The following is a 26,008-nucleotide window of genomic DNA, read 5'->3' on the forward strand; positions in this document are numbered from 1 at the left end:
GACCTTCATCGGCGGAAGTGCTCTGCAGCGGTGGTCGAGGCGGGCGGACCGGGTCAGACCACGCTCCCGGCGCGATATCCGACGCCGCGCACCGTGGTCACGATCCGCGGGTTGTCCGGGTCGAGCTCGACCTTGGCGCGCAGGCGCTGCACGTGCACGTTGACCAGCCGGGTGTCGGCCTTGTAGTGGTAGCCCCAGACCTGTTCCAGCAGCATCTCGCGGGAGAACACCTGCTGCGGCTTCGACGCCAGCGCCACCAGCAGCTGGAACTCCAGCGGGGTCAGGGCGATCGGAGCACTGCCCCGCCGCACCTCGTGCGCGTCGACGTCGATCGTGAGATCGCCGATGCGCAGCACCTCGCTCGTGGACTGCGGGGTCGGGCGCAGGCGGGTGCGGATGCGTGCGACGAGCTCCTTCGGGTTGAACGGCTTGACCATGTAGTCGTCGGCGCCGACCTCGAGCCCTCGCACCACGTCGGCGGTGTCGCTGCGCGCCGTGAGCATGATCACGGGAACGCCGGATTCGGCCCGGATCCGGGTGCAGATCTCGATGCCGTCCATGCCGGGCAGCATGAGATCCAGCAGCACGAGGTCGGGACGCTGGCTGCGCCATTCGTCCACAGCCTTGGCGCCGTCCGCGCAGAACACGGGCTCGAAGCCCTCCGTGCGCAGCACGATGCCGATCATCTCGGCCAGGGCCGTGTCGTCATCGACCACGAGGATGCGTGAGGTCATGGGCGGGCAGTCGTCTTTCGGATCTCGTTTGTTCGGATCGCTTCGGGCGTGTGCGGGGCGCGGGTCGGCGCCCCCACGTCGGACCAGCGTACTTCACCGCCCGACGAAGTCGGCGGATCCCGCCGCGGCGTTCATCGCAGCCGGATCCCCGTCCCGGTGGTGTGACACGATGGACCCACACGCGAACCGGAGGACTCGTGAGCCAGCAGAGTGTGAACGCGCAGGGCTGGACCCCTGCCCCCAGACCGGGCCTGATCCCGCTGCGCCCGCTGGGCTTCGGCACGATCCTCGGAAAGTCGTTCGCAGCGCTCCGGCACAACCCGAAGGTGCTGTTCGGCTTCGCGGTGGTGGTGCAGCTGGTCGTGACGATCGCCGTGCTGGCGGTGGTCGGAGCCGTCGCCTTCGCGACGCTGAGCCGGCTCCGCACGGTACAGACCGGCAGCGACGAGTGGCTCACCCTCTACCTCGGGTCGATGGCGTTCATCGGCGGCGCTCTGCTCCTCACGGGTCTGTTCTCCGTCGCGTTCACCGCGATCGTGCAGGGGGTCGTGGCGGCCGACGTGCGTGCCGCCGTGCTCGGCGAGAAGGCGTCGCTCGGCGCGCTCTGGACGCGCGTGCGCCCCGCGGTCTGGCGGCTGATCGGCTACACGCTGCTCTACGGCACGGCGGCGATGCTCGCGGCCGTGGTGATCCTGGGCGTGCCGTTCGTCGTGATCGGCCTGCCGACCGGGTTCGACACCGTGGGAACCGTGTTCACGGTGCTGGCGGTGCTGTTCGGGATCCTGTGTCTCGTCGTGCTCTCGGCGTGGATCGGCACCAAGCTCATGCTCGTGCCGTCCCTGCTGGTGCTCGAGGGCATCGGTGTGCGAGAGGCGATCGTCCGGTCCTGGCGACTCACCCGCGGCCGGTTCTGGTTCGCCTTCGGGATCGTGTTCGTGATCGGGGCGATCCTCTGGGTGGTGTCGCAGACGATCGGCATGGTCGGCGGCATCGTCACCTCGCTGTTCGGCCCGGTCTTCAACCCTGTGGGCATGACGGACGCCTCGATCGACGCCAGCGGGATCGTGGGGGCGGTGATCACCCAGCTCGTGGTCGTCGTCGTCCAGTCCATCGGCGCGGTCGTGCAGTCGACGGCGGGCGCGCTCGTCTACATCGACTGCCGGATGCGGTACGAGGGGCTGGATCAGGATCTGATGGCGGCGACCGAGCGGCGCGCCGCGGGCCTCGATGACGGCTCGGATCCGTTCCGCACGGATCCGGCCCGCGTCGTCCGCGCCGGGTTCCGTCCGCCCAGGGTCGTGCCGTACCCGCTGCTTCCGGATCCTGCACAGGAGTACCCTGCGCCGACGGGATACGCGCCGTCTCAGGGCTACGCCCCGCCGCAGGGGTATCCGGCCCCGCAGGGCTACGCGGCACCGCAGAACTCACCGGCACCGCAGGGACCTCCGGCGGCGCCGTCGCCGTATGCTGCTCCGGCGCCCGCCGCCCCGCCGCCGCCTCGCGTCGCCCCGATCCCGCCGGCACAGGCGATCCCGCCCGCACAGGAGAGCCCGTGGGCGCCGGCGCAGGATGACGGCTGGGCCGCGCCCGGATCCGATCGGCCATGACCCGGATCTCCGTCCGTCTCGCACGGCTCGCCCGCCCCGGGGCAGGGGGTTTCGCGCTGGCCGCGATCCCGCTGATCCCGGATGGCGACGCGGCGCGCGAGCTCGCGGAGAAGGAGCTCGCCAAACCGGAGTACCAGGCGGCGAAGCCGACCCTCATCGACGAGTGGGCACGCGGGGTGGTGGAGTTCCTGAGGGAGCTGCTCACGCCGCAGCACGCGACCGACCTCGGCCCGTGGGCGGCGGTCGTGCTCGGTGTCATCCTCGTCGGGGCGCTGATCGTGGTGCTTCTGATCTGGGGGCGCCCGCGGCGCTCCCAGTCCCGCCCGTCGCGCTCCGTGCTGCTCGGCTCGGCCGACGACCGCACCGCCGCCGAACTGCGCGCCGATGCCGACCGCGCCGCGCGGGACGAGGACTGGACGGAGGCGATCGTGCTGCGCTACCGGGCGATCGCGCGCGCGCTCATCGAGCGCGACCTCATCGCGCCGGCGCCGGGCGCGACCGCTCAGACCATCGCGCGCGAGGCCGCCGTGCCCTTCCCCTCCGAAAGGGACGCGCTGCACGACGCCGCGGTGGCCTTCGACGACGTCCGCTACCTCGGGCGTGCCGGCACCGCCGAGCTGTACCGGTCCCTCGCCCAGACGGACGACCGGCTCCGCGCCCTGCGCCCCGTGCTGCCCGAGGCGGTGCCGGCATGACGGCGGCGCCACCGACAGCGCCGGCGCGGGCGGAAGCCGATGCGACGCAAGCCCCTCCGCCCCCGGGCACGCTCGTGCGCATCCCCGGCCGCGGGCGGCGCGCGCTGGGCTGGATCCTCGTGATCGGGCTCGTCGTGATCGCCGCCACGGCAGGGCTGCTGCTCAGTGCGCCGTCGGTCGCCGAGCGGGACGGCCTGGATCCGGAACGCCCCGGTCCCGGCGGCATGCAGGCACTCGCCCAGATCCTGCGGCAGCAGGGCGTCACGGTCGACGTCGTCCGCAGCCGCGCCGACGCCGAGCACCGGCTCGACGACAGCACCACCCTCGTGATGAGCGATCCGTACCCGCTCACCGACACGGCCGCCAGGGAACTGATCGACGAGGCGAGCGACGTGGTGCTGGTCTCGCCGAGCGCCCGGATGCTGCGGATGCTGGATCTCGGCTCGTACGCGTTCCCGTCTTCCCCGCCGACCGTCCGCGTCGGCTGCTCCGTCGCCGCCTTCGCGCACGTGGGCACGATCGCGCCCGGGCAGCTGTTCACGCCGGCGCCGGGGGTGACCGCCTGCTTCGGGGACGACGACGGCGCGGCCGTGCTGATCGCGGACGCCGACGGCGAGCGCCGGGCGATCGTCGACGGCGCCGCGCTGTTCACCAACGAGCGGCTCGCTGAACGCGGCAACGCGGCGCTCGGTCTCGCCCTGCTCGGGCACCGCCCGCACGTGATCTGGTACGTGCCGTCCCTCGACGACTCCGACCGCTCAGACATCGACGTGCCGAAGAGCCTCGCCGACCTCACCCCGGGGTGGGTGACCCCGGTCGTCGTGCTGGGCATGATCACGGCCCTGCTCGCCGCCGTGTGGCGCGGGCGCCGGTTCGGGCCTCTCGTCGCCGAGACGCTGCCGGTCACCGTGCGGGCCTCCGAGACGATGCTCGGCCGCGCCCGGCTCACGGCGAAGGCAGCCGACGCCGCACACGCGGCGGAGGCGCTGCGTGCGGGCACGCTGGCCCGCCTCGCCGCGCGCCTCGGCCTCGCTGCCCGTGCCGATCCCGGTGCCGTCGCCGACGCCGCAGCGGATCGGATCCGCGTCGATCGTGCCGCCTGCCGCGCCCTGCTCGCCGGTGACCTGCCCCGCTCCGACGCCGAGCTGGTGCCCTACGCCCGCCGCCTCGCCGAGCTGGAGAACGCCGTCGAGAACGCCGTCCGCATCGAAAGGAGCAGCCCGTGACCGACCGTGAGGGCTTCGACCCCGCACAGACAGCCGCGCCGAGCTACCCTCCGGCGCCGCCCGCGCCCCCGGCCGCGCCCGCCCCGGCCGCGCAGACCAGTGCGACGACCGCCACCGCATCCGCCCCGTCGGCGTCCGCCGCGTCCGGGTCCGAGGACGCGGCACTGCGCCAGGCCATGCAGCGCGTGCGTGCAGAGGTGGACAAGGCCGTCGTCGGCCAGGCCGGCACCGTGACCGGACTGCTCGTCGCACTGCTCGCGCGCGGCCACGTGCTCCTGGAGGGTGTGCCCGGTGTCGCGAAGACCCTCGTGGTCCGCTCGTTCTCCCGCGCGCTCGGCCTCGACACGAAGCGCGTGCAGTTCACGCCCGACCTGATGCCCGGGGACGTCACCGGATCGCTCGTCTACGACGCGCGCACCGGCGAGTTCGAGTTCCGCCGCGGCCCGGTGTTCACGAACATCCTGCTCGCCGACGAGATCAACCGCACCCCGCCGAAGACCCAGGCGGCGCTGCTGGAGGCCATGGAGGAGCGCCAGGTCTCCTCCGACGGCGCCAGCCTGCCGCTGCCGGATCCGTTCCTCGTCGCGGCCACGCAGAACCCGATCGAGCACGAGGGCACCTACTCGCTCCCGGAGGCCCAGCTCGACCGCTTCCTGATGAAGCTCGTCGTCGGGATGCCCGAGCGAGACGCGGAGGTGTCGGTGCTGCGCCGCCACGCCGACGGCTTCTCCCCACGGGAGCTCACGGATCTGCACCCCGTGGTCACCGCCGAGGAGATCCTCGCCGCGCAGCGCGCCGCCGGGCGCGTGCAGGTGACCGACGACGTGCTCGGCTACGTGGTCGACCTCGCCCGTGCCACCCGGCAGTCCCCGTCCGTGCAGCTGGGCGCCAGCCCCCGCGCCTCCACCGCGCTGCTCGCGGCGGCGAAGGCGTGGGCCTGGCTGAACGGCTCGACCGCCGTCACCCCCGACCACGTGCAGACCATGCTGATCCCGGTGTGGCGGCACCGCCTGCAGCTGCGTCCGGACGCCGAGATGGAGGGCGTCTCCGCGGACGCCGTGCTGACGAGCGTCGTGCAGCAGACCCGCGTCCCGATCTGACCCCGGAGTCACCGCATCATGTTCCTCACCGGCCGCCTGGTGATCGTCGCCGCGCTCGGCGTGGTGCCGATCGTGCTCCTCGGCGCGCTCGGAGCGCCGCCGTGGCTCGTGCTGCTCGGCTGGCTCGCGCTGTGCGCGGTGCTCGTCGGCGTCGACGTGCTGCGGGCCGCGCCGCTGGGTGCGCTGCGGATCACACGGGAGGTGCCGAACCGCGGCCGTCAGCTCGAGCCGGTGACCGTCGCGGTCATCGTGCAGAACCTGGGCGAGCGCCCGCTGCGCGGCTGGATCCGCGACGGCTGGCAGCCCACCGCCGGCGCCGCGGAGCGCGGCCGCGCGCGGCTGGACGTTCCTGCCGGCGAGCGCCGCCGGCTGCCGATCGCGCTCCTTCCCCGGCGCCGCGGGGAGCTGTCCAGCGAGTTCATCGCGGTGCGCTCGACCGGTCCGCTGGGGCTCGCCGGGCGCCAGGGCCGGCACCGGGTGCGCGGCGCGATCCGGATCCTCCCGCCGTTCACGTCGCGCCGGCATCTCCCGTCGCGGCTGGCGCGACTGCGCGAGCTGGACGGCAACACCAGCGTGCAGGTGCGCGGCCAGGGCACCGAGTTCGACTCGCTGCGCGAGTACGTGCGCGGCGACGACGTCCGCTCGATCGACTGGCGCGCCACGGCGCGCGCCGGAACGACCATGCTGCGCACCTGGCGGCCCGAGCGCGACCGGCACGTGGTGATCCTCATCGACACCGGCCGCACGGCGGCCGCCCGCGTCGGCGACGGCACGCGCCTCGATGCGGCGTACGAGTCGGCGCTGCTGCTGGCCGCGCTCGCCCAGCGCGCCGGCGATCACGTGCACCTGCTGCTGTTCGACCGCGCCGTGCGCGCCCGCGTCAGCGGCGTCGAGGGGCCGGCCCTGCTGCCCGCGCTGTCGGACGCGATGGCGCCGGTGCACGCGCGCCTCGTCGACACCGACTGGGGCGCGGCCTTCGCGGCGATCCGCACCGTCACCACCCGTCCCTCCCTGATCGTGGTGCTCACCGCGCAGGATGCGGTGGAGAGCGCGCGCTCCTTCCTCGGCGCATTCCCGAACGTCTCCCGTGCGACGACCATCCTCGTCGGATCCGCGACCGACGTCTCGATCGAGGACCTGGCGCGGGCCCGGGGCTCCAGGGAGGATGTCTACCTCGCCGCGGCGGCGGAGCGGACCCTCGCCGACGCCGGCCGCGTCGCCGACGCGATCCGCCGCGCAGGAGCCGAGCCGCTCGCCGCGGATCCCGACGACCTGCCGCCGCGCATCGCCGACCGCTATCTCGAGCTCAAGGCCGCCGGCCGTCTCTGACGCCGGGCCCACCGCGTTCCCCAGACCGCGAGACTGCAACGGAGCGACGAGACTGCGACACTCTGCTGCAGTCTCGTCGCGTGGTTGCCGTCTCGCGGATCCAGCGGGCCGACACGCCCGCCTCGCGCACCTTTTCCTGAATCATTCAGAAGAAGGGTACGGTGGAGGCATGGACACCTCGGCGATCATCCGCGGCGCAGGGCTGCGCGTCACGGTGCAGCGCATCGCCGTGCTGCAGGCGCTAGCGCTCGCGCCGCACAGTTCGGCGGATCGGATCCACAACGCGGTCGCCGGGGCCGACATCGCGCTGCCGACCGTGCACGCGATCCTCGGTGATCTCGCCGCAGCCGGGATCATCCGCCGGGTGAGCCTGCCCGACGCCGACCGCGCGCTGTTCGAGGTGGAGCCGCACGACAACCACCACCACATGCAGTGCGTGCGCTGCGGTCGTCTGGAGGTCGTCGCGTGCGCCGTCGGCGCCTCCCCGTGCCTGCACCCGTCCGAGGACCACGGCATGCGTCTGCTGGAGGCGTCCGTCACGTACCGCGCGATCTGCGCCGCCTGCGACGAGGTGCCCACCGCCGCCTGACCGAGACCCGCGTCGCCCGCTCCAGCCGCCTCCGGGCGCGGACCGGCGCTCTTGACCGACCCCAGAAGAGAAAGGACCTGCGATGTCACTCGACACTGCATCCGAGATCAGCACCGCATCCGCGAACGCCGCGGAGTGCCCGATCGATCACGCCGGAACGTCCCGCCCCGCCGGCCGTCGCACCGGCAACACCGACTGGTGGCCTGAGCGCCTCAACCTGCGCCAGCTCGCGAAGAACCCCGCGGTCGGAGACCCCTACGACGCGGACTTCGACTACCGCGCCGCGTTCGAGGCGCTCGACCTCGACGCGGTGAAGAAGGACATCGCGGCCCTGCTCACCGAGTCCCAGCCGTGGTGGCCTGCGGACTTCGGTCACTACGGCCCGCTCATGATCCGGATGGCCTGGCACTCCGCGGGCACCTACCGCGTGTTCGACGGCCGCGGGGGCGGCGGCACCGGCCAGCAGCGCTTCGCGCCTCTGAACAGCTGGCCCGACAACGTCGGCCTGGACAAGGCCCGCCGCCTGCTCTGGCCGGTCAAGAAGAAGTACGGCAAGGCCCTGAGCTGGGGCGACCTGATGATCCTCGCCGGCAACGTCGCACACGAGGTGATGGGCATGCCCACCTTCGGCTTCGCGGGCGGCCGGCCCGACGTGTGGGAGCCCGACGACGACGTGTACTGGGGATCCGAGAAGATCTGGCTCGACTCCAGCGCCCGCATCTCGACCGACGAGCAGGGCGAGCGCTCGCTCGAGAAGCCGCTCGCCGCCACGATGATGGGCCTCATCTACGTCAACCCCGAGGGGCCTGAGGGCAACCCGGATCCGCTTCTCGCCGCGAAGGACATCCGCGAGACGTTCGGCCGCATGGCGATGAACGACGAGGAGACCGTCGCCCTCATCGCGGGCGGCCACACGTTCGGCAAGACCCACGGCGCCGCCCCCGAGGCCGGCAACGTGGGCGAGTCGCCCGAGGGCGCGCCGATGGAGCAGATGGGCCTGGGCTGGAAGAGCAGCCACGGCACCGGCCACGGCATCGATGCCATCGGATCCGGACTCGAGGTCACCTGGACCTATCACCCCACCCGCTGGGACAACGAGTTCTTCCACATCCTGTTCGCCTACGACTGGGAGCTCACCACCGGCCCCGGCGGCGGCAAGCACTGGAAGCCGAAGGACGGCGCAGGCCTCGACATGGTCCCCGAGTCGCACGGCGAGGGCCGCCGTGAGCCGCGCATGCTCACCACCGACCTGGCGCTGCGCGAGGACCCGATCTACCGCGAGATCTCGCTGCGCTTCAAGGACGACCAGGCGGCGTTCACCGACGCGTACAGCCGCGCCTGGTTCAAGCTGACCCACCGCGACCTCGGCCCGAAGAGCCGCTACCTCGGCCCCGAGGTCCCCGCCGAGGACCTGCTCTGGCAGGACCCCGTGCCCGCGCACACCGGCGCGCTCATCGGGCCCGCCGAGATCGCCGATCTCGAGCAGCGCATCGCCGCCACGGGCCTGAGCGTCTCCGACCTCGTGTCCACCGCGTGGGCTGCGGCAGCCTCGTTCCGAGGCAGCGACAAGCGCGGCGGGGCGAACGGCGGTCGGATCCGCCTCGAGCCGCAGCGCAGCTGGGAGGTCAACCGTCCCGCCGAGCTCGCCCGCATCATCCCGGTGCTCGAGGGCGTGCAGGAGGCGTTCAACGCCACCGGCGGCGCCCAGGTCTCCTTCGCCGACCTCGTGGTGCTCGCCGGCAACGTCGGCGTGAAGCAGGCCGCCGCTGCGGCCGGACGCGCGGTCGAGATCCCGTTCACGCCGGGCCGCACCGACGCCACGCAGGAGCAGACCGACGTCGAGTCGTTCATGTACCTGAACCCGCAGGCCGACGGCTTCCGCAACTACGTCAGCGACGTGGCGCGCGCGATCCCGGCCGAGCAGCTCCTGGTGGACCGCGCGAACCTGCTCACCCTGTCCGCGCCGGAGATGACGGTGCTCGTCGGCGGCCTGCGCGTGCTCGGCGCCAACTGGGACGGATCCGCCTACGGCGTGCTCACGAAGACGCCGGGTGCCCTCACGAACGACTTCTTCGTGAACCTGCTCGACCTGAACACGACGTGGAAGCCGCTGGATCCCGGATCCCACGCGTTCCAGGCGACCGACGACGTGACCGGCGAGAAGACCTGGGTGGGCACGCGCGCCGACCTCGTGTTCGGCTCGAACTCCGAGCTGCGGGCGCTGGCCGAGGTCTACGCCAGCGACGACGCCCAGGAGAAGTTCGTCGACGACTTCGTGAAGGCGTGGGTCAAGGTCGCCGAGCTCGACCGCTTCGACGTCCGCTGAGCCCGGAGGATCGATCCGGATCCGGTCCCTGAGCCCGTCGAAGGGCCCGGATCCGGAACCAACGACGGCCCGTCCCGATCCCGGGGCGGGCCGTCGCCGCTGCCGGCCGCGTGGAGGCTTCGCCGGTAGTCTCGCTCACGGACGGCGGCGCAGCCCGCGCCCGAGAGCAAGGAGCCCCATGTCCTCCTCCCCCATCGACGCCCCGGCGGCGCCCGCGTCGCCTCTCGTGCCGCGCCTCGTCGCCGAGGGCCTCGGCACCTTCCTGCTCGTCGCCGCCGGAATGGGCACGGCCCTGTTCGCGTCGGGCCGGTTCACGGATCCGGGGGCGCAGGGGGCGGTCTACCTCGCCGTCGCGTTCGCCGTCGGCCTGTCGGTGCTGGTGGGCGTGTACGCGTTCGGCCCGATCTCGGGCGGTCATTTCAACCCGGCGGTGACGCTCGGCGCGGCTGCGGCGGGTCGCATCGCCTGGAAGGATGTCGGGCCGTACATCGTCGCGCAGTGCGTCGGCGGCCTCATCGCGTCCACGGTGCTCACCCTGATCGGCACGTTCGGACCCGACGGCTGGCTGCCCCGCGCGCAGGACGCGGGCTTCGCGAGCAACGGCTGGGGCACGCTCTCCCCCGGCGGCTTCGGCGCCTGGGCGGCGATCATCGCCGAGGTCGTCTTCACCGCTCTGTTCCTGTTCGTGATCCTCGGGGTCACCCACCCGGTGCGCGGTACGCCCTTCGCGGGCATCGCGATCGGCCTCACCCTGTCCCTGGGCGTGCTGGCGACGCTGCCGATCGACAACGCCTCGCTGAACCCCGCCCGCTCGCTCGCCACCGCGATCTACGGCGGCGTCGGCCCGCTCGCGCAGCTGTGGGTGTTCCTCGTGTTCCCGAGCGTCGGTGCGCTGATCGCCGGCTTCGCCTACCGCGCCCTCTTCGACGGGCGCGGCCCCGGCGAGGCGAGGGGCTGACGCGCCCGGCCCACCGCGCCCGGCCCGGCTGGTGCCCCCTCAGCCCGCGACGAGCGTCGGCGTGCCGGCCTCGAACTCGGTGAGGTCGCCCGTCTCTCCGAGGCGCTGCGCGCGGCGCCCCAGGATCAGCATGTAGGCGAGGAACACCGCCAGGGCGAGTGCGCCGATCCCGATCTTCACGGGCCAGGGCAGGCCCCAGCCGGTCACGAAACCCTCGACGAGACCCGAGAGACCGAGCGCGAAGACGAGGCCCAGGGCCACCGTGCCGAGGGAGCGTCCGGCGGCGGCGAGCGCCTCGCCCCTGCCCCGCTCCCCCGGAACGAGCCAGGCCCAGAAGATGTGCAGGCCGGCCGCGGCGGCCACGAAGATGCAGGTCAGCTCGAGCATGCCGTGCGGCAGCAGGTACAGCACGACGACGTCGCCGCGCCCGTAGGCGAACATGACGCCGACCGCCAGGCCGACGTTCACGGCGTTCTGCATGAGGACCATGACCGGCCAGATCCCGGTGATGCCGAGCAGTACGCACTGGGCGGCGATCCACGCGTTGTTCGTCCACACCATGCCGGCGAACTCGGCCGCGGGGTTCTCGGTGTAGTAGTCGGTGAAGGCGTGCTCGGTGTAGTGCTCCAGGTCGGCCTTGGATCCGAGAGCCGCGACGAGAGCCGGATCCGAGGTGATCCAGACGGCCACCAGGACGATCACACCCAGGCTGGCCAGGGCGATGACCAGGGTGGTCCAGCGCAGCCGGTACAGGGCAGCGGGGAGCTGGCGCGTGAAGAAGCGCCCGGTCTGGCGCAGCACGTTGTCGCTCTGCCCGGTGAGGCGCAGCCGCGCACGGGCGAGGATCGTCGACACGTGGGCGCTCTGCGGCGAGGAGCCGACCGAACTGCGCAGGTCCGCGAGATCGGCCGACGCGGCGCGGTAGCGTGTGATCAGCTCGTCGACGCCCGCCCCGTCCAGGCGCTGCCTGCTGAGCTCGTCCAGGCGCGCCCACTCGCGGCTCCTGGCATCGGCGAGTGCATCGGCGTCCACCTGCTTTACTGTACTCATGTCGGATGCCCCGCTCCCGAGCACCGCCGTGAGCGCGCACTCGGCGGCCCTCGACCGTGACGACGAGGTGCTCTCCGGCGAGGCGGTGGCGATCGAGGTGCAGCCGGTCGGGCTGTTCTTCCGGGCGCTCGGAGCGCTCATCGACGGCGCGCTGTGCTGGGCCGTGTTCATCGGCTACCTCGTGGTGCGGGTCTGGCTCATCGTCACCGTCGGCGATCCCGCTCTCGATCGGATCCTGAGCGTCCTGGCGCTGGTGACCGCGTTCGTCGTCCTGCCCTGCGCGATCGAGACCCTCACGCATGGACGCAGCCTCGGCCGGCTCGCCGTCGGCGGACGCATCGTGCGGGTCGACGGAGGCGCCGCGGGTTTCCGGCACGCCTTCATCCGCGCCCTCGTCGGCATGTTCGAGACCTATCTCACCTTCGGCGCGGTCGCGTTCCTCACCGCGGCGTTCACGGCGCGCTCGCAGCGTCTGGGCGACCTCGTCGCCGGGACGTACAGCCAGAAGGTCCGCACGCCGCGGCTGACCCCGCGTCCGATCGCGATGCCGGCCGGCCTGGAGTCATGGGCCGCGATCGCCGACGTCGCGCGCATGCCCGATCGCCTCGCCCGGCGCATCTCGCAGTTCCTCGACAACGCGCCGCAGCTGCTTCCCGCCGCGCGCGCCCGGATCGCCCACGAGCTGCTCACCGAGGCGTCGGCGTACATCTCGCCGGTCCCGGCGGCGCCGCCCGAGGTCGTGCTGGTCGCCGCGACCGTGCTGCGCCGGGAGCGCGAGGGGCGTGCGCTGCGCATCGCCGACGAGCGGGTGCAGAAGCTGAGCGGCGTGGACGTCGGCGCCTGAGGCCGGGCACCCAGGACCGCCCCCGCGGACGCGCGCCCTCCGGCGGATCCGTCAGGCCCGCAGCGTCTCGTGCCGGACGACGATCCAGCCGGCCGGCACGGAGAGGCGCTCGGCGTGGATCGCGCACAGGTCGTGCGCATGCGGGTCGTTCTCGACACCGAGAGGACCGAGCGCGGCCATCTGGTCGCCATAGTCGTAGGTGAGGGTCGCCACGGCCTCGCGCGCGCAGCCCACCTTGGAGCAGAGTCGTCCGTACATCCCCTTCAGGGTAGCGGCCGGCACCCGGCGTGCCGCTTAGACTTGCCGCATGCGCCGTGCCCGTGGAACCCGTCGTGCCGCCGTCACGCCGCGCCGCGGTGACCGCCACGGCCGGCACGGCCGTCTGGGCCGGAGCTCGGTCGTCCGCCCGCCGCTGCCGCCGCTGGACGGCCGCCTCGACACCTTCGACCTGCACGTCGGATCCGCGGTGGAGCTGCTGCGCTCGATGTGGCCCGAGCTTCGTCCGGTGCGCATCGAGATCGCCGCGATGCCGGCCCACGCCGACCCCGACGGCCTGCCGCGCTGGCTCGTGGACACCGCCGCACAGCGCATCGTGCTGTTCCGGGTGCCGATCGAGCGCCTGCTCGAACCCGGGCACGACGACGCCGCGCACCGGCGGGTCGCCATCGAGGGCGCGGTCTTCCGTGCGGCCGCGCAGTACATCGGCCGCGAGCCGTGGGAGATGGATCCGCGCGGGTTCGACACGGACGAGTGACGCCCCCGGCCAGAACGCGCTCCACGCGCCGGTCGGCTGCGCCCGGATCGGCTAGCGCTGATACACGGTGATCGGCGCCGCGGCGGCGTCCGCCGCCCACACCGGATAGCCCGCGAGACGCCCGATGCCGGAATAGACGACCGCCGCGCGCACCGCCGTCGGCGACGTCAGCGTGTACACGGTCGACGCGCTCACCGCGACCGTGGCTGCGCCATCGGCCTTCAGCGCGATGCTCTGCGCCTTGCCGCCCCCGACCGGCGCGATCTGCACGGTCGCGGGCTGGTCGGAGGCGTTCTGCAGATGGAGCTGCGGCGACGGGCCGTCCGCCACGGCGAACGCGGTCTCCCCCGTGACCACCGGGGCGGGTGTCATCCAGGCGAAGTCCGAGCCCTTGACGAACCCGGTCGTCTGCCAGGCCGCCGCGACGACCGGCGCGGTCGCGGTCACGTCGATGGCGTACAGTCCGGGCTTCAGCGCGGAGAAGTTCACGGATCCGACTTGGCCGGCGCTGAGCTTCACCGTCTTCGGATCCCCCACCCGGGAGCCGTCCGCAGCGCTGCGCGGCTGCAGCGTCACCACGGCATCGGCCTCCGGCGACAGCAGGCGCACGGCCGTGGACGCGTTGTCGTCATCGTCGGAGCCGACGACCGCGCGCACGCCGAGCAGCGAGAAGTTCTTCAGCGGCTGCGCGATCGCGTCCTGCACGTCCACCCCGACGGGATCCAGCGTGCGGATCAGGCTCGATTGCAGCGCCGCCCGCACGGGTGCTCCGCTGGAGGTCACCTTGACGACGGGGCTGCTCTCCCCCGCCGAACCCGCGACCAGGGGCACGGTCGACTGCGTGCCGGGGGGAACGACGAGCTCGGACGAGTGGGTGCCGCCCTGGGAGCCGTACTCGGTGAGCACGACGTTCGCGGTCACGGCGCCCGGGTTGGCGATCATCACGATGTCGCCGGAGCCGGTGGTGCCGGCGCCGCCCACGATCCAGGACTCCTGGCTGGGCGGCCGGCACGCCGACGCGGCGAAACCGGCGAGATCGTCGGCGTTGAGGGTCAGCGACTGCGCGGCCGCCGCGAGCGCGGGCTTGCGCCCGTCCGGCGGGGCGCTGAATCCGGGGGCGCCGCCCCCGTCCCGCACGTCGGACATGCTGAGCTGGATCGGGGACAGCGCGGAGGATCCGGCCGCCCCGCTGACGAGCTGCGGCGTCGCGGCCGCGCTGAGCTGCGTCGCCTGCGTGGCGTCGCGCCCGAGGGCGAGGAAGGACCCGGTGCAGCTGAGCAGCGTGTCGCCGGCGACGGGCGTGATCGTCGCGCGCGCCGGAGTGTGCGCGATAGTGGGCCAGGCGGTCGGGATGGCGACGGCGGCGCCCGCCACACATGCCGCGGAGACCACGGCGCCCGCGATGAGACGGGCACCCGTGGCGATGACGCGGGTGGAGGTCCTGGTGCTCATTCGTCGCCCTCCTTCGCGGACGCGGATCCGGACTCGCGGTGGGCGCCGCGGGTCACCTCGGCCGGTTCACCATGCTCGGGCCCGGTTTCCGCCTCGGTGCCGTCCTCTGGGTCCGCAGCCGCGCTTTGCGGCTCCTCCGGCTGCGCCTCCGGGGCGCCGGGCTGCGGCTCCTCCGGTGCGGCGTCCGTCTGCGCGTCGGGTGCGGTCTCCGGCGGCTCCGCAGGCTGCGCTTCGGGTGCGGTCTCTGGCGGCTCCTCCGGGCGCGCTTCGGGTGCGGTCTCCTGCGGCTGCTCCGGCTGCGCTTCGGGTGCGCCGTCCTGCGGCTGCTCCGGTGCGACGGCCCCGGGGATCACGAGCGATGCCGCGGGGGCCTTGCGCTTGCGTGGCGCGCGCGCCGGCCGTTCGCGCTCCGGCTTCGCCTTCGCCGCCCGGGGTGCGCGCTCAGGGAGCACGCCGACCGCGCGCGGGACGCCGCGCGCCGCCCGGCGAGACGCCCGGGTCGGGATGGACAGCAGGAGCGCCGCGATCAGCACGACGAGCTCGACGGTGACGACCAGCTGCGCGGTGGCGCGCTGGCCCGTGCTGAGCTCCGCCCGGGCCGCGGGCTCGGCCTCCATGCGCCAGAGCACGCCACGGGGCGTCTCTCCGACGCGCACGAACCCGGTGCGCTGGTCCAGCGCGGTCGCCGACTGCAGCCGCAGCGATCGCGCGGCCGAGGACTCCTTCTCCGTGGCGGACTCCACGAGCACGAAGCGCACGCCGAGCGCGCCGAGCGCCTTGGGGGCGTCGAACTGCCTCGCCGACACCAGATCCACGGACAGCTCGGAGACGTCCTGGCCCTGCACGGCGGTCGCGGTGCTGAGCATGGTCGCCTGCGCCCCGAGGGTCGCGCTCGCACCCCACACCACGGTGGTCGCGAGGGAGCCGTTCGGCTGCGCGCTCAGCACCAGAGTGCCCAGCTCGCGGTCGGCGCGGGCCTGCGCGTTTACGTAGGCGGGGAGGGTCGTCAGGGCGCCGCGGTGGATCGCCGCATCGCCGGTGACGAGCGCGACGCCGGTCGGAACCGCGCACAGCACGACTCCGGCAGCCGCGACCACCGCGGCGAGGCCGCGCCACGCCGGGCGGGTGATCGCGCAGTCCAGGGTGACGAGCGCGCCGCCGAGAGCGCCGATCCAGGCGAGGCTGAGCGCCGGACCGGGCCAGATCGCCACGGGCTGGGACTGCGTGAAGGCGACGGCGATGCCCACGACGGCGAAGGCTGTGGCGAGCCCTGCGGCGGCGACGAGGAGGGATCCGATCCCGACGCTCCAGCGCCGCGTGATCGTGGAGACCAGAGCCAGCAGGCCGAGAGGCGCGGCGAGCCAGAGCACCCAGGGGGCACTGTGCACGTGGAGCAGTGCCGGCCACCCGGCCTGATCCATCGTCGGCAGCCCGCCCAGAAGCGCCAGCCGGCCGGCGGCATCCGGCGTCGCCTGCGGCGCGGCGACGATCGCGCCCGGATCCGACAGCAGGCTCCACAGCGTGCCGTGCGCCGCCTGCCAGATCGCCAGCGGCGCGAACACCACCGCCGCCGGGATCAGCACCCACACCATGCGCACCGCGCCACGCACCGAGCGACGGGCCAGCAACCACACGATCGCGATCAGCCACAGGAGCACGAACGCCGGGGCGAGCGATGGGGCGCAGGCGAGGCCGGCCGCGGTGAGCAGAGAGGCCGCGCCCGCGGCACCCCAGGAGCGGTGCGCGACGAGGGCGGTGTGGAAGACCCAGGGCAGCAGCAGATGCAGCAGCACGGCAGCAGGGCGTCCTTCGGACAGCGCCGCGAGGAACGTCGGCGCGAGCGCCCATACGGTGCCGGCGAGGATCCGCAGTCCCGGACGGTCGGTGATCCGGGTGGCGGCGAACCAGCCGCCGAGCATCGCGAGCGGGAACGCGGCGACCCACAGCAGGACCAGGGCGAACGAGGGCGACCCGGGCCACAGCGAGCCGAGCACCGCCACCACGCCGGCGAACGGGTCGGCGGGGCCGACGACGTCGACGCCGAATCCGCGCAGGCCGTAGGCGGCGTCGCGCCAGAGCGCGGCGACGGTCTGCCGCAGGGGCAGCAGGGCGCCGCCCCCCAGCGCCGGCCACGCCAGCAGCGAGGCGAACAGCGCCACGCCGGCGACCAGCGCTGCGAGGACCGCCCACGCGCCGCCGCCGGAGAAGAAGCCGAGCTCCTCGTGCACGCCGGCCTCGGTGCCGTGGCCGTCGTCGAGGCGCTCGCGCAGCTGCGCCCGCGTCATCCGCAGCGGTGCGATGCTCGCCCACGTCGCGCTGCGATCGGCGCGGATCGCCCGGCGCGAGCGCGCCACGGCGGAGCCGGAGGCCATCGCGACCGCCGCCGCGCCCCACTCGGGCAGCACCGCGGCCGGGCGCTTGCCGGTGAGATGCGTGATCGAGCGCCAGAGCGCCAAGGGCAGCAGGGAGAGCCAGTGCAGCGGCACGGCCACGGCGGGCGCGTAGCTCAGCCGGCGGTGCAGCTGCGCACGGCGCCGGGCGAACGCGTCGGCAGCCGTGCCCTCCGTCGCCGCGGCGTCGTCGACCGCGATGCGGGCGCCGGCCGCCAGCACCATGCGTCCGCCCGCGAGGCGTGCGCGGATGCCGAGGTCGAGGCCCTCGTCGCGTCCGCCCAGACCGGGGTCGGGGCGCAACCCGCGACCGGCGCGCACCAGCATGCCGCGCACGTCCGCGCCGAGCGCGTCGTCCTGTCCGTCGTGCTGCCCCTGATCGAGTTCGCCGCGGGCGGGATCGACCGCGCGCCCGAACCGCGTCATGCTCTGACCGAAGGAGGCGATCCGGTGCTCGTCGACATCGCTGAGCAGCTTCGGCGCCGCGATCGCCGCGGCGGGCGAACGCTCCAGGGCGCCGGCGAGCTGCTCCAGGGCGGCGGGCGCGGGCGCGCAGTCCTCGGTGAGGATCCAGAGGGCCGCATCCTGCGGGACGCGAGGGAGGGCGAGCGCCACCGCCGCCGCGAGTGTCGTGGAGGCCTTGGTCTCGATGACGGCTTCCGCCGCCTGCGCGACGCGCGCGCTGCCGCGCAGCGCGGAGGAGGGCCCGCAGGCGACGATCGTCAGCGCGTCGGGCCGACGCGTCTGCGCGGCCAGCGCATCGAGGGCGCGCAGCAGGCGCGCGAGGGAGGTCGACCCCGAACGGGCGACGAGGACGGCGTGTACACGGGCAGACATGACGGGGTCAGCCTAAGCGGGCCGGCGTGGCGGGCCGGCTTCCGGCTGGGCGCGTCCCCGTTTTCTCGGCGGACGCATCGTCACGGACCGGATGCCGTGCCGGTCTCCGAGGCGGTCGACGCGTCAGACCGCGCGGCGCTTGAGCTTGCGGCGCTCGCGCTCGGACAAGCCGCCCCAGATCCCGAAGCGCTCGTCGTTGTTCAGGGCGTACTCGAGGCATTCGCCTCGGACGTCGCAGGACGTGCAGATCCGCTTCGCGTCGCGGGTCGATCCGCCCTTCTCCGGGAAGAACGCCTCCGGGTCGGTCTGGGCGCACAGCGCCTCACTCTGCCAGGCGAGAGCGTTGTCATCCTCGGTCGGACGGCGGACGCCCGGCACCCCCAAGTGGACCGGATCGACGAACCAGTCGTCGGGAACGTCTGAACGGTAAGCCGTCATGTCGCCCTCTCCCCTCGTTTCCCCCCGGGTGCCCCGCGGGCCGCGTCGCATAACTAATTACACCCGTGTCATTCGCGTGGGTCAAGTCGCGGATCGTAAACCCTCAATCATCCGTTGAACGTTCTTCGACGCATCCGGCGTGTCGCATCGGCGTGTCGGAGACCGGCCCGTGCTCCTGTCCGGCGAAGGCCCGCGGGGTACTCTGAACCACGATGGCGCAGCACTCCCGACTCTCCACGGCACCTCCGCCGAGCGCACCGGCACGCGAGTCCACCGGGCACCTGCTGCTGCGCGCGCACATCGTGCTGCTGCTGTTCGGCGTGTTCGCGCACACAGCCGTGTTCAACCTGCTCGGCCTCGACGGCGCGGCGGTCGTGCTCGGCGTGCTGCTGCTGGGCACCCTCGGGCTCGCCGTGCCGCGGATCGTGCTGGCGCGGCCGGTGCGCTTCCCCTGGCGGCGCCTGCCGTGGACCGCGCTCGGCTACCTGGCGCTCGCCCTGCTGTCCGTGCTGTGGTCGGGCTGGCCGGCGGCGACGCTGCTCACCTGGGCGCTGAATGCGCCGATCACCGTGGTCGCGCTGTTCATCGCGTTCACCTTGAGCTGGCACGAGATCGCGCGCGCTCTCGCGAGCGCGATGAAGTGGGTGATCGGGCTGTCGCTGCTGCTCGAGCTCTGGGTCGCCCTGGTGCTGCGGCATCCGCTGCTGCCGTTCTTCTCCGACCTGCCGCCGGGCCGACCCGATCCGCACTGGTACTGGGTGCGCGGGGATCTGCTGGACGGCGGCCGCGTGCAGGGCATCGTCGGCAACTCGAACACCCTGGGCATCCTGTGCGCGATCGCGCTCGTGGTGTTCGCGCTCCTGTACGCGCAAGGGGCGCGGCGGCGCCCGGCCCTGCTCGTCTGGATCCTGCTCGCCGCGTTCCTGCTCGTGCGGGCCGGGTCCGCCACGGCGTACGCCTCGCTCGCCGTCGGCGTCCTGGTTCTCGGCGGCGCGCTCCTGATGCGCCGCGTGCAGGCGCCCGGCGGTCGAGGGCGGATGTACGCGCTGTTCCTCGCCGTCGCCGCCGTCGGGGCGGTGGTGATCTGGTTCGCCCGGAATGCCCTGTTCGGGGCTCTCGGCAAGTCCAGCGACCTCACCGGCCGGGTCGAGATCTGGCGCAAGGTGTGGGAGCGGGCCGTGCAGCACCCCGTGTTCGGCAGCGGCTACTCCTCCCCCTGGGTGCCGTGGGATCCGGCGTTCCACGACTGGATCGTCGACCATCGCATCACCGTGTTCATGGCGCACAACATGTGGCTGGACGTCTTCCTGCAGCTCGGCGCCGTCGGCGTCGTGCTCATCGCGATCGTCTTCTTCGCCTTCGCGTGGCGGGCGTGGTTCTTCGCGGTCGACCGGCCGCGCTGGGACCTCGTCCGTGACCGCCCGTACGCCGCGCTGTCGCTGCTGCCGACGGTGCTCGTCGCCATGCTCCTCGTGCTCGGGCTCGCCGAGTCCACGCCGATCATGCTGTGGGGCTGGCTGCTGGTGATCCTGCTGTCGTTCAAGATGAAGATCTCGCCGTTCGTGGGATCCGGTCCTGGCGAGGGCGCGCCGCCGCAATCGCGCCGGCGGACCGCATGACGACTCCCCGGCGGCGGTTGGCGAGGACGCTCGCCTCGGTCGAGATGGCCCGCGCCTACACGACGTGCGCGCTGCTGTCGGTGTTCGGCTCGTTCGCCATCGGCGCGTTCACGTCAGCGGCCACCCGGAACACGATCATCGCCGTGCTCTGCGTGATCGGCGTCGGGATCCTGTGGGTGCGGCGCGAGGAGCTCAGCCCGCTGCGCATCGCGCCATCGACGCTGCTCGCCTTCCTCGTGTGGACGCTGACCAGCACGCTCTGGTCCACCGCGCCCACGGCGACCGTGAAGGCGTGGGCCGCCCTCGCCGGCTACGCGGTCATCGCCGTCGTCATCGGCCACATCAGGGACACGCTGCAGACGGTGCGGGCGCTCGGCGACGCACTGCGGACCCTGCTCGCCGCCTCGCTGATCGCCGAGATCATGAGCGGGATCCTGCTCGACATGCCGTTCCACTTCCTCGGCATCCAGGGCAGGCTGGCCGAGGGCGGGCCGATCCAGGGGCTGTTCGGCACGCGCAACATGCTCGGGCTCATCGCGGTGATCTCGATCATCACGTTCGTCGTGGAGTGGCGCTCGCAGTCGCTCGGCGCGGCCGTCGCGATCCCCTCGGTCGTCGTTGCCGGGTTCCTGGCGCTCTTCTCGGCCTCCCCCACCGTGCTCGTGCTGGCCACCGTCGTGGGCATCGCGAGCGTGGCGCTCGTGATGGTGCGTCAGGCTCCGCCCGCGAGGAGACGGCCGCTGCAGTGGACCATCGGCGCCGTGGTGCTGGTCGCCCTCATCGCGGCTGCGGTGCTGCGCCGGCGCATCATCGCCCTCCTCGACGCCGGGAGCGACTTCAACACCCGGGTGGAGCTGTGGACGACGCTGCTCGGCTACGTGCAGCAGCGCCCGGCGCAGGGATGGGGATGGTTCGGCCTGTGGAACGACGACCTGTACCCGTTCAACAGCATCAACTACTTCACGAACGACCATCACGGCAGCGCCCTGAACGCGTTCTTCGACGCCCTGCTGCAGGTCGGCGGCGGAGGCCTGCTGCTGTTCAGCCTGCTCGGCGGCATCGCCCTGGTGCGGTCCTGGCTCGTCGCGAGCGTGCGACGCTCGGTCGTGTACGCGTGGGCTCCTCTCGTGCTCGTGGCGCTGGCGGTGGACTCGGCGTTCGAGAGCTTCACGCTCACCGGCCCCGGCTGGTTCCTGCTCGTGCTGTGCGCCCTGCGCGCCGGGCAGTCGCGATCCTGGCGGGAGAACATCGACGCGGTGCAGACGAGCTCTACGCCGCTGCCCGATCGCTGAGCCCCGCCATCACCGGGACGGCACCGTGTGCGGCGGATTCGACGGAGGCTGACGGTATTCTTGAGGGCGGCTCGGTTCGAGTCCATCCACACCACCGGAGAGCTCCGTCTTGACCCACGTCCTGCAGCACGTCGTCTTCCCCCTCGAACGGGATCCCGATCTGCTCCCGCTGTACATGGACCCGGAGACGTGGGCGACGATCGGCGGCGCGTCGGTGCGGGTCAGCGCCCGGGCACACATCGGCGATGTGCTGGACCGGCGTTCCGTGCGCGTCGGCCGAGGTCGCAGGGTGTCGTTCGCCTCGTACTTCAACGCCTTCCCCGCCTCGTACTGGCAGCACTGGACGACGGTGGAGGCCGTCCGGCTGACGGTGCGCACCCGGGGACGAGCGACGATCATCGTGTACCGGTCCAACGGCGACGGCATCCGCCAGCGCGTCGAGAGCCGGGCGGTCGACGCCGAGGCCGAAGAGTCCTTCGACATCCGTCTCGACCGCTTCAGCGACGGAGGCTGGATCTGGTTCGATCTGGTCGCCGATCGCGAGGACACGATCCTCGAGAGCGCGCACTGGTCCACCGATCACGAGCCCGTACGGACGGGACTCGCCTCCCTCGGCATCACCACGTACAACAAGCCGGAGTACTGCATCCGCACGCTCGAGGCGCTCGCCGATGCTCCGGAGGTCATGAAACTCGTCGATCGGATCTTCTTGATCGACCAGGGCGACCAGCGCGTCGAGTCGCGTTCCGAGTTCCCCGAGATCAGCAGCCGGCTCGGCGACGCGCTGCAGGTCATCGCACAACCGAACCTCGGCGGATCGGGCGGCTTCTCCCGAGCGATGCTGGAGACTCTGAAGCGACCGGACAGCGGGTTCGTCCAGCTTCTCGACGACGACGTGCGCATCGAGCCGGAAGCGCTGCGCCGCTCCATCACCTTCGGGCGCTATGCGTCCACCCCCACGCTCGTCGGGGCGCACATGTTCGACCTGCTCGACCGGACCTCGCTGCACGCGTGGGCCGAAGTCGTCGATGAGGGCCCCTTCATGTGGCGACGGCTCTTCGAGGACGACATGCCGCACGACTTCTCCGAGTCGAACCTGCGTCAGAACCCCACCCTGCACATGCGACTCGACGCCGGGTACAACGGGTGGTGGATGTGCCTGATCCCGGTCGAGGCGATCCGTGCGGTCGGACTGGCCATGCCGGCATTCATCAAATGGGATGACGCGGAGTTCTGCCTCCGCGCGGGCGAAGCCGGTTTCCCGACGGTCTCCCTGCCCGGAGTCGCGCTCTGGCATGTCGCGTGGGTCGGCAAGGACGACCAGATCGACTGGCAGGCCTACTTCCATGCCCGCAATCGCATCGTCGCCGCGCTCTTGCACTCGACGGCTCCGCGCGGAGGCGCGCTGCTGAAGTACAGCAGGCGGGTCGATCTCAAACACCTGATGTCGATGCAGTACTACCCCACGGCGCTGCGGATGCAGGCGCTGCGCGATGTGCTGTCAGGACCGGAGCACATGCGGCGCGACCTCGCGACCGCGATGCCGACTGCGCGGGCCATCGCCGCCGACTATGCCGAGACCGTCGTGCACGTGTCCTCGGAGCGCCCGATCCGCACCGTGCGGGGCCGCCTGGAGCTGCGCCGCTCTCGCCGACGGGAGTCCGCACCGACCGGTCTGCGACTGCGCTGGATCACGGCATCGAGTCTCGTGTCGCACTGGTTCCGCGCTCCGCGTCCCCACCACCGGGATCGCCCCGAGGCCGAGTTCGGCAAGAGCGACGCCCAGTGGTGGCGTCTGGCGCGGTACGACAGCGCGCTGGTGAGCACGGCGGATGGAACCGGGCACACCGTGTACAGACGGGATCGTGCCACGCATCGCGCGCTGATGCGTGAGAGCGCTGAGCTGCATGCAGAGCTGCGGCGCCGCTGGCCGGACCTGCAGAAGACCTACCGCGCCCATCTGTCCGAGCTCGTCTCGGCGGATGCCTGGCGCACGACTTTCGAAGGACGCTCATGACGGCACCGACCACCGGGTTCGATCCCGCCACTGCGACGATCGTCATCGTCACCTTCAACCGCTCGCACCTGCTGCAGGGGCTGCTCGACAGCATCGTGCAGATGGATCCGAAGCCCGGCAGGGTCGTCATCATCGACAACGCCTCCTCGGACGACACCACGGACGTCGTGGAGTCGTACCGCGACCGCCTCGGCGCGGAGATCGTGTACCGCCGGCTCGAGACGAACACCGGCGGCTCCGGGGGGTTCAGCGAGGGCATGCGGACCGCGTACGAGCTCGGGTCCGAGTGGATCTGGATGATGGACGACGACGTCGAGGTGCTCCCCGACGGCCTCGCCCGGATGGGCGCCTGGGCGCCGCGCTTCAAGAGCATCCAGGGCCGCCGCTACGACTACGACGGCAGCGCCTTCTACTGGCAGTACCGGATCGCCGAGCGGATGGGCATCCCGATCCCGTTCGCGCCGGCCGGCTTCGACGCCACCGGCTTCAAGCCGATGAACAGCGGCTGCTTCGAGGGCATGTTCATCCACCGTTCGATCGTGAAGCAGATCGGTCTGCCCGACCCGCGGTTCTTCATCTACTGGGACGACCAGATGTACGGCTGGCTGGCCTCGCGCAAGACCCAGGCGGTGATCGTCGACGAATTCGTGCTGCGCCGCACGCGCGAGATCAAGCAGTGGGACATGGGCATCCGGCACATGAACGCCTCCAGCAACGCGTACCGGTACTACATCATGCGCAACCGCGCGTATCTGAAGCAGTACTACCGCGTGCACGGCGTCTACAACCCCGTGCTGTTCGGGCTCGGCACCGCGATGACCTTCGCCAAGGAGCTCATCCGCCTCGTGTTCGTCGAGCGCACGGTGCGGGGCACGAGCAACCTGTTCCGCGGCCTGCGTGAGGGCGGCAAGATCGGCCGAGACCGCAGCTGGCGCCCCATGCCGGCCCTGGAGGACTGATGAGCGAGCAGAAGCCGGAAGCGGTCTGGATCTTCCCCGAGGAGAAGAAGCGGCGCGGGGGCAGGATCGCCCTCGTCATCGGGCTCGTGGTGGCGGCGCTGATCGCCGCGGCGGTCGTGGCCCTGTTCCTGATCCCGCACGGCCCAGGACCCGTGGCGACGCCGACCCCGTCGGCGTCGACGCCCGCAACCCTGGGGCCCACGGTCTCCCCCAGTGCGTCCGCAGAGCCGACCATCGCCCCGACCACCGGTCCGACGACGCCGCCTCCCGTGCCCGATCCCTCGATCGATCAGTTCCGCGACCAGGTGGGCTTCCGGCTGACGACCGCGGATCAAGGGCTGGACATGATCGCCAGCGGAAACGACGCCGGTGCGACGGTCGCGAAGCTGCAAGGCGATGCTCAGCGTCTCCTGGACACGCCCGCGCCGTCATCGATCGAGCAGAAGTGGCGCGACGCGTTGCAGACGTACGCGGTGCACCTGAACGATCTGGCCGGCGACCCGTCGAATTCCGCGGCGCTGAGCGGAGCGCGGTCCGCACTCGCGACGATGAAGAGCATCATCGGCCTCTGACAGCCCGGCGGTCCTCAGCGAGCCGACGCGTCAGGTCCGGTCCGCCTCGAGCCGGCGCAGCCTCTCCTCGTAGTGCGCCGCCAGCTCGAGACGGAGACGCGCCCTTTCGTGCTCGAGCTGCGCTCGACTCAGCGCATCCTCCGGATCCATCCGGCTCGCGTCGAGCTGGAGCCGAAGCGCTTCGAAGCGCTGTTCCAGCGCGGCGAGCTGTGGCGCGATGCGGTCGAACTCGGAACGAAGGTAGGAGAAGTCGGCCTGATTCCCACCGAGTCGAGCCTCGTAGTCCCGCTGCGCACGGTCCCACTGCTCCAGAAGAGGAGCGATGCGCTCTTCGATGCGCTCCTCGATGCGCTCATCGGCACGAGCATCGACTCGGTGTCGGATCGCCGCGTCCAGGCGGCGGCGAAAGCGGTTGAGCATACAGTCCTCACATCGTTCGGGTTCGACTCGGCGGTCTGACGAAGGTCGGGGTCAGGGATGATATGAGACGAGGCCGTCGTCGATCCATCGCCTCACGAGTTCCGACTCCAGGGAGATGCGGTGCTCCGCGCCCACCGCGGAGGGATCACCGTAGGCGTGGTTCCATGACGTCTGCGTCGCGTCGTGGACGAAGGACAGACCGGCGACATCGAACGCCGCCTCGGGGAAGAGCCGGGTGGCCATCCAGAGCATCACGGTTCCCGTGGTGGCCCACTGGCCGCTGTCTCTGGGGTCCGCGCCCATCGCTTCGCCCAGCGGCAGGATCACCTCGCGATTCGGCATCGTGATCATGCCCAGATCCTTGGGCCAGAACTCCGGCAGCTTCGGGTTCTCCCATAACAGCCGACCGGGCTCGATCATGAGGTAGAGCCGTTCGGTGTATCCCTGGAAGAACCATGGCGTGGGACGCACTCCGCGGTTGAACACCACGATGTCCGTTCGCCGCCCCACCGAGGGCGGTTCGCCTTCGACATCGGTCCTGAAGCCGTTCACCCGGAAGACGAGATCGGCCGCGTCGATGACCTCTGCGCGTTCCGCCGACGGAGGCAGCGGCTGGTTCCCGACGACCGCGACCCGCTGCACGCGGCCGTCTCGGGCGTAGGTCTCGACCAGCGGACGGAGCCGATCGTAGAACGCCGTCGTGGCAGCGTTCACGCCGTCTTCGACGGGCACCGTTACGCGTCTCATATCCTCACAGCATAGGGGAAGCCGGGCGGCCGGCCGCGAACCCTCCGACGTCT

The 26,008-nt window shown here is 72.2% G+C and carries 23 protein-coding genes; 16 read left to right on the plus strand and 7 right to left on the minus strand.

Features of this window, described 5'->3' with window-relative positions; all coding sequences use genetic code 11:
- Window positions 1-53 precede the first annotated feature (53 nt).
- Window positions 54-734 (minus strand): MtrAB system response regulator MtrA, encoded by a 681-nt coding sequence (gene mtrA / locus AERO9AM_RS12695; RefSeq protein ID WP_159576463.1) that lies wholly within the window; start codon window positions 732-734, stop codon window positions 54-56.
- A 197-nt stretch (window positions 735-931) separates the two neighbouring features.
- On the opposite strand from mtrA, the gene AERO9AM_RS12700 reads away from it, so the two are divergent.
- The 8 genes from AERO9AM_RS12700 (at window position 932) to AERO9AM_RS12735 (ending at window position 10,564) form a co-directional block, all read left to right on the plus strand.
- Window positions 932-2,341, plus strand: coding sequence for a glycerophosphoryl diester phosphodiesterase membrane domain-containing protein (locus AERO9AM_RS12700; RefSeq protein WP_159576464.1), 1,410 nt, complete (start codon window positions 932-934; stop codon window positions 2,339-2,341).
- Window positions 2,338-3,036 (plus strand): DUF4129 domain-containing protein, encoded by a 699-nt coding sequence (locus AERO9AM_RS12705; protein WP_159576465.1) that lies wholly within the window; start codon window positions 2,338-2,340, stop codon window positions 3,034-3,036. Before AERO9AM_RS12700 ends, AERO9AM_RS12705 begins: the two co-directional genes overlap by 4 nt.
- Window positions 3,037-3,110: 74 nt before the next feature.
- Window positions 3,111-4,262: a DUF4350 domain-containing protein gene (locus AERO9AM_RS12710; protein ID WP_159576466.1), complete on the plus strand. Its 1,152-nt coding sequence runs from the start codon at window positions 3,111-3,113 to the stop codon at window positions 4,260-4,262.
- A 176-nt stretch (window positions 4,263-4,438) separates the two neighbouring features.
- On the plus strand, window positions 4,439-5,362 hold the full coding sequence (locus AERO9AM_RS12715; RefSeq protein WP_159577534.1) for an AAA family ATPase: 924 nt from the start codon (window positions 4,439-4,441) through the stop codon (window positions 5,360-5,362).
- 18 nt (window positions 5,363-5,380) lie between these two features.
- Window positions 5,381-6,691: a DUF58 domain-containing protein gene (locus AERO9AM_RS12720; RefSeq protein WP_159576467.1), complete on the plus strand. Its 1,311-nt coding sequence runs from the start codon at window positions 5,381-5,383 to the stop codon at window positions 6,689-6,691.
- Between the two features lie 169 nt (window positions 6,692-6,860).
- Window positions 6,861-7,280 carry a Fur family transcriptional regulator gene (locus AERO9AM_RS12725; RefSeq protein ID WP_159576468.1) on the plus strand — a complete coding sequence of 140 codons (420 nt, stop codon included), beginning with the start codon at window positions 6,861-6,863 and terminating at the stop codon, window positions 7,278-7,280.
- 82 nt (window positions 7,281-7,362) lie between these two features.
- Entirely contained in the window at window positions 7,363-9,606 is a 2,244-nt protein-coding gene (gene katG / locus AERO9AM_RS12730) for a catalase/peroxidase HPI (protein WP_159576469.1), read from the plus strand.
- A 178-nt stretch (window positions 9,607-9,784) separates the two neighbouring features.
- Window positions 9,785-10,564 carry an aquaporin gene (locus tag AERO9AM_RS12735; RefSeq protein ID WP_159576470.1) on the plus strand — a complete coding sequence of 260 codons (780 nt, stop codon included), beginning with the start codon at window positions 9,785-9,787 and terminating at the stop codon, window positions 10,562-10,564.
- 39 nt (window positions 10,565-10,603) lie between these two features.
- Here AERO9AM_RS12735 and AERO9AM_RS12740 read toward each other — a convergent pair whose 3' ends face one another.
- The gene (locus tag AERO9AM_RS12740; protein ID WP_159577535.1) at window positions 10,604-11,596 is read right to left on the minus strand and encodes a stage II sporulation protein M; all 993 of its coding nucleotides are present in this window, start codon (window positions 11,594-11,596) and stop codon (window positions 10,604-10,606) included.
- 16 nt (window positions 11,597-11,612) lie between these two features.
- Here AERO9AM_RS12740 and AERO9AM_RS12745 point away from each other — a divergent pair, with 16 nt between their 5' ends.
- Window positions 11,613-12,458: an RDD family protein gene (locus AERO9AM_RS12745; RefSeq protein ID WP_159576471.1), complete on the plus strand. Its 846-nt coding sequence runs from the start codon at window positions 11,613-11,615 to the stop codon at window positions 12,456-12,458.
- A 51-nt stretch (window positions 12,459-12,509) separates the two neighbouring features.
- Here AERO9AM_RS12745 and AERO9AM_RS12750 read toward each other — a convergent pair whose 3' ends face one another.
- Complete coding sequence (locus AERO9AM_RS12750; protein WP_159576472.1) at window positions 12,510-12,716, minus strand: DUF3499 family protein; 207 nt, start codon at window positions 12,714-12,716, stop codon at window positions 12,510-12,512.
- A gap of 49 nt (window positions 12,717-12,765) precedes the next feature.
- Here AERO9AM_RS12750 and AERO9AM_RS12755 point away from each other — a divergent pair, with 49 nt between their 5' ends.
- Window positions 12,766-13,212 carry a hypothetical protein gene (locus tag AERO9AM_RS12755; RefSeq protein ID WP_236602612.1) on the plus strand — a complete coding sequence of 149 codons (447 nt, stop codon included), beginning with the start codon at window positions 12,766-12,768 and terminating at the stop codon, window positions 13,210-13,212.
- 51 nt (window positions 13,213-13,263) lie between these two features.
- Here the strand turns inward: AERO9AM_RS12755 and AERO9AM_RS12760 are convergent, their stop codons facing one another.
- From AERO9AM_RS12760 to AERO9AM_RS12770, 3 genes are all read right to left on the minus strand, one after another.
- Window positions 13,264-14,664, minus strand: coding sequence for a DUF5719 family protein (locus AERO9AM_RS12760; protein WP_159576473.1), 1,401 nt, complete (start codon window positions 14,662-14,664; stop codon window positions 13,264-13,266).
- Entirely contained in the window at window positions 14,661-17,891 is a 3,231-nt protein-coding gene (locus AERO9AM_RS12765; protein WP_201298633.1) for a glycosyl transferase, read from the minus strand. The genes AERO9AM_RS12760 and AERO9AM_RS12765 overlap by 4 nt, the downstream gene beginning before the upstream one ends.
- 123 nt (window positions 17,892-18,014) lie before the next feature.
- Window positions 18,015-18,329, minus strand: a complete 315-nt coding sequence (locus AERO9AM_RS12770) for a WhiB family transcriptional regulator (protein ID WP_159576474.1) — start codon at window positions 18,327-18,329, stop codon at window positions 18,015-18,017.
- Between the two features lie 212 nt (window positions 18,330-18,541).
- On the opposite strand from AERO9AM_RS12770, the gene AERO9AM_RS12775 reads away from it, so the two are divergent.
- From AERO9AM_RS12775 to AERO9AM_RS12800, 6 genes are all read left to right on the plus strand, one after another.
- The gene (locus AERO9AM_RS12775; RefSeq protein ID WP_159576475.1) at window positions 18,542-19,948 is read left to right on the plus strand and encodes an O-antigen ligase family protein; all 1,407 of its coding nucleotides are present in this window, start codon (window positions 18,542-18,544) and stop codon (window positions 19,946-19,948) included.
- Window positions 19,945-21,240 carry an O-antigen ligase family protein gene (locus AERO9AM_RS12780; RefSeq protein WP_159576476.1) on the plus strand — a complete coding sequence of 432 codons (1,296 nt, stop codon included), beginning with the start codon at window positions 19,945-19,947 and terminating at the stop codon, window positions 21,238-21,240. The genes AERO9AM_RS12775 and AERO9AM_RS12780 overlap by 4 nt, the downstream gene beginning before the upstream one ends.
- 109 nt (window positions 21,241-21,349) lie before the next feature.
- Window positions 21,350-23,257: a glycosyltransferase gene (locus AERO9AM_RS12785; protein WP_159576477.1), complete on the plus strand. Its 1,908-nt coding sequence runs from the start codon at window positions 21,350-21,352 to the stop codon at window positions 23,255-23,257.
- Window positions 23,254-24,216, plus strand: coding sequence for a glycosyltransferase family 2 protein (locus tag AERO9AM_RS12790; protein WP_159576478.1), 963 nt, complete (start codon window positions 23,254-23,256; stop codon window positions 24,214-24,216). The genes AERO9AM_RS12785 and AERO9AM_RS12790 overlap by 4 nt, the downstream gene beginning before the upstream one ends.
- Complete coding sequence (locus AERO9AM_RS12795) at window positions 24,216-24,788, plus strand: hypothetical protein (RefSeq protein ID WP_159576479.1); 573 nt, start codon at window positions 24,216-24,218, stop codon at window positions 24,786-24,788. Before AERO9AM_RS12790 ends, AERO9AM_RS12795 begins: the two co-directional genes overlap by 1 nt.
- Window positions 24,789-24,896: 108 nt before the next feature.
- Window positions 24,897-25,247: a hypothetical protein gene (locus AERO9AM_RS12800; RefSeq protein WP_159576480.1), complete on the plus strand. Its 351-nt coding sequence runs from the start codon at window positions 24,897-24,899 to the stop codon at window positions 25,245-25,247.
- A gap of 12 nt (window positions 25,248-25,259) precedes the next feature.
- On the opposite strand, the gene AERO9AM_RS12805 is transcribed toward AERO9AM_RS12800, so the two are convergent.
- Window positions 25,260-25,955 carry a glycosyltransferase family 29 protein gene (locus tag AERO9AM_RS12805; protein ID WP_159576481.1) on the minus strand — a complete coding sequence of 232 codons (696 nt, stop codon included), beginning with the start codon at window positions 25,953-25,955 and terminating at the stop codon, window positions 25,260-25,262.
- Between the last annotated feature and the right edge of the window lie 53 nt (window positions 25,956-26,008).

Origin of the sequence: Microbacterium sp. 8M (assembly GCF_902506375.1) — a bacterium.
Classification (GTDB): Bacteria; Actinomycetota; Actinomycetes; order Actinomycetales; family Microbacteriaceae; genus Microbacterium.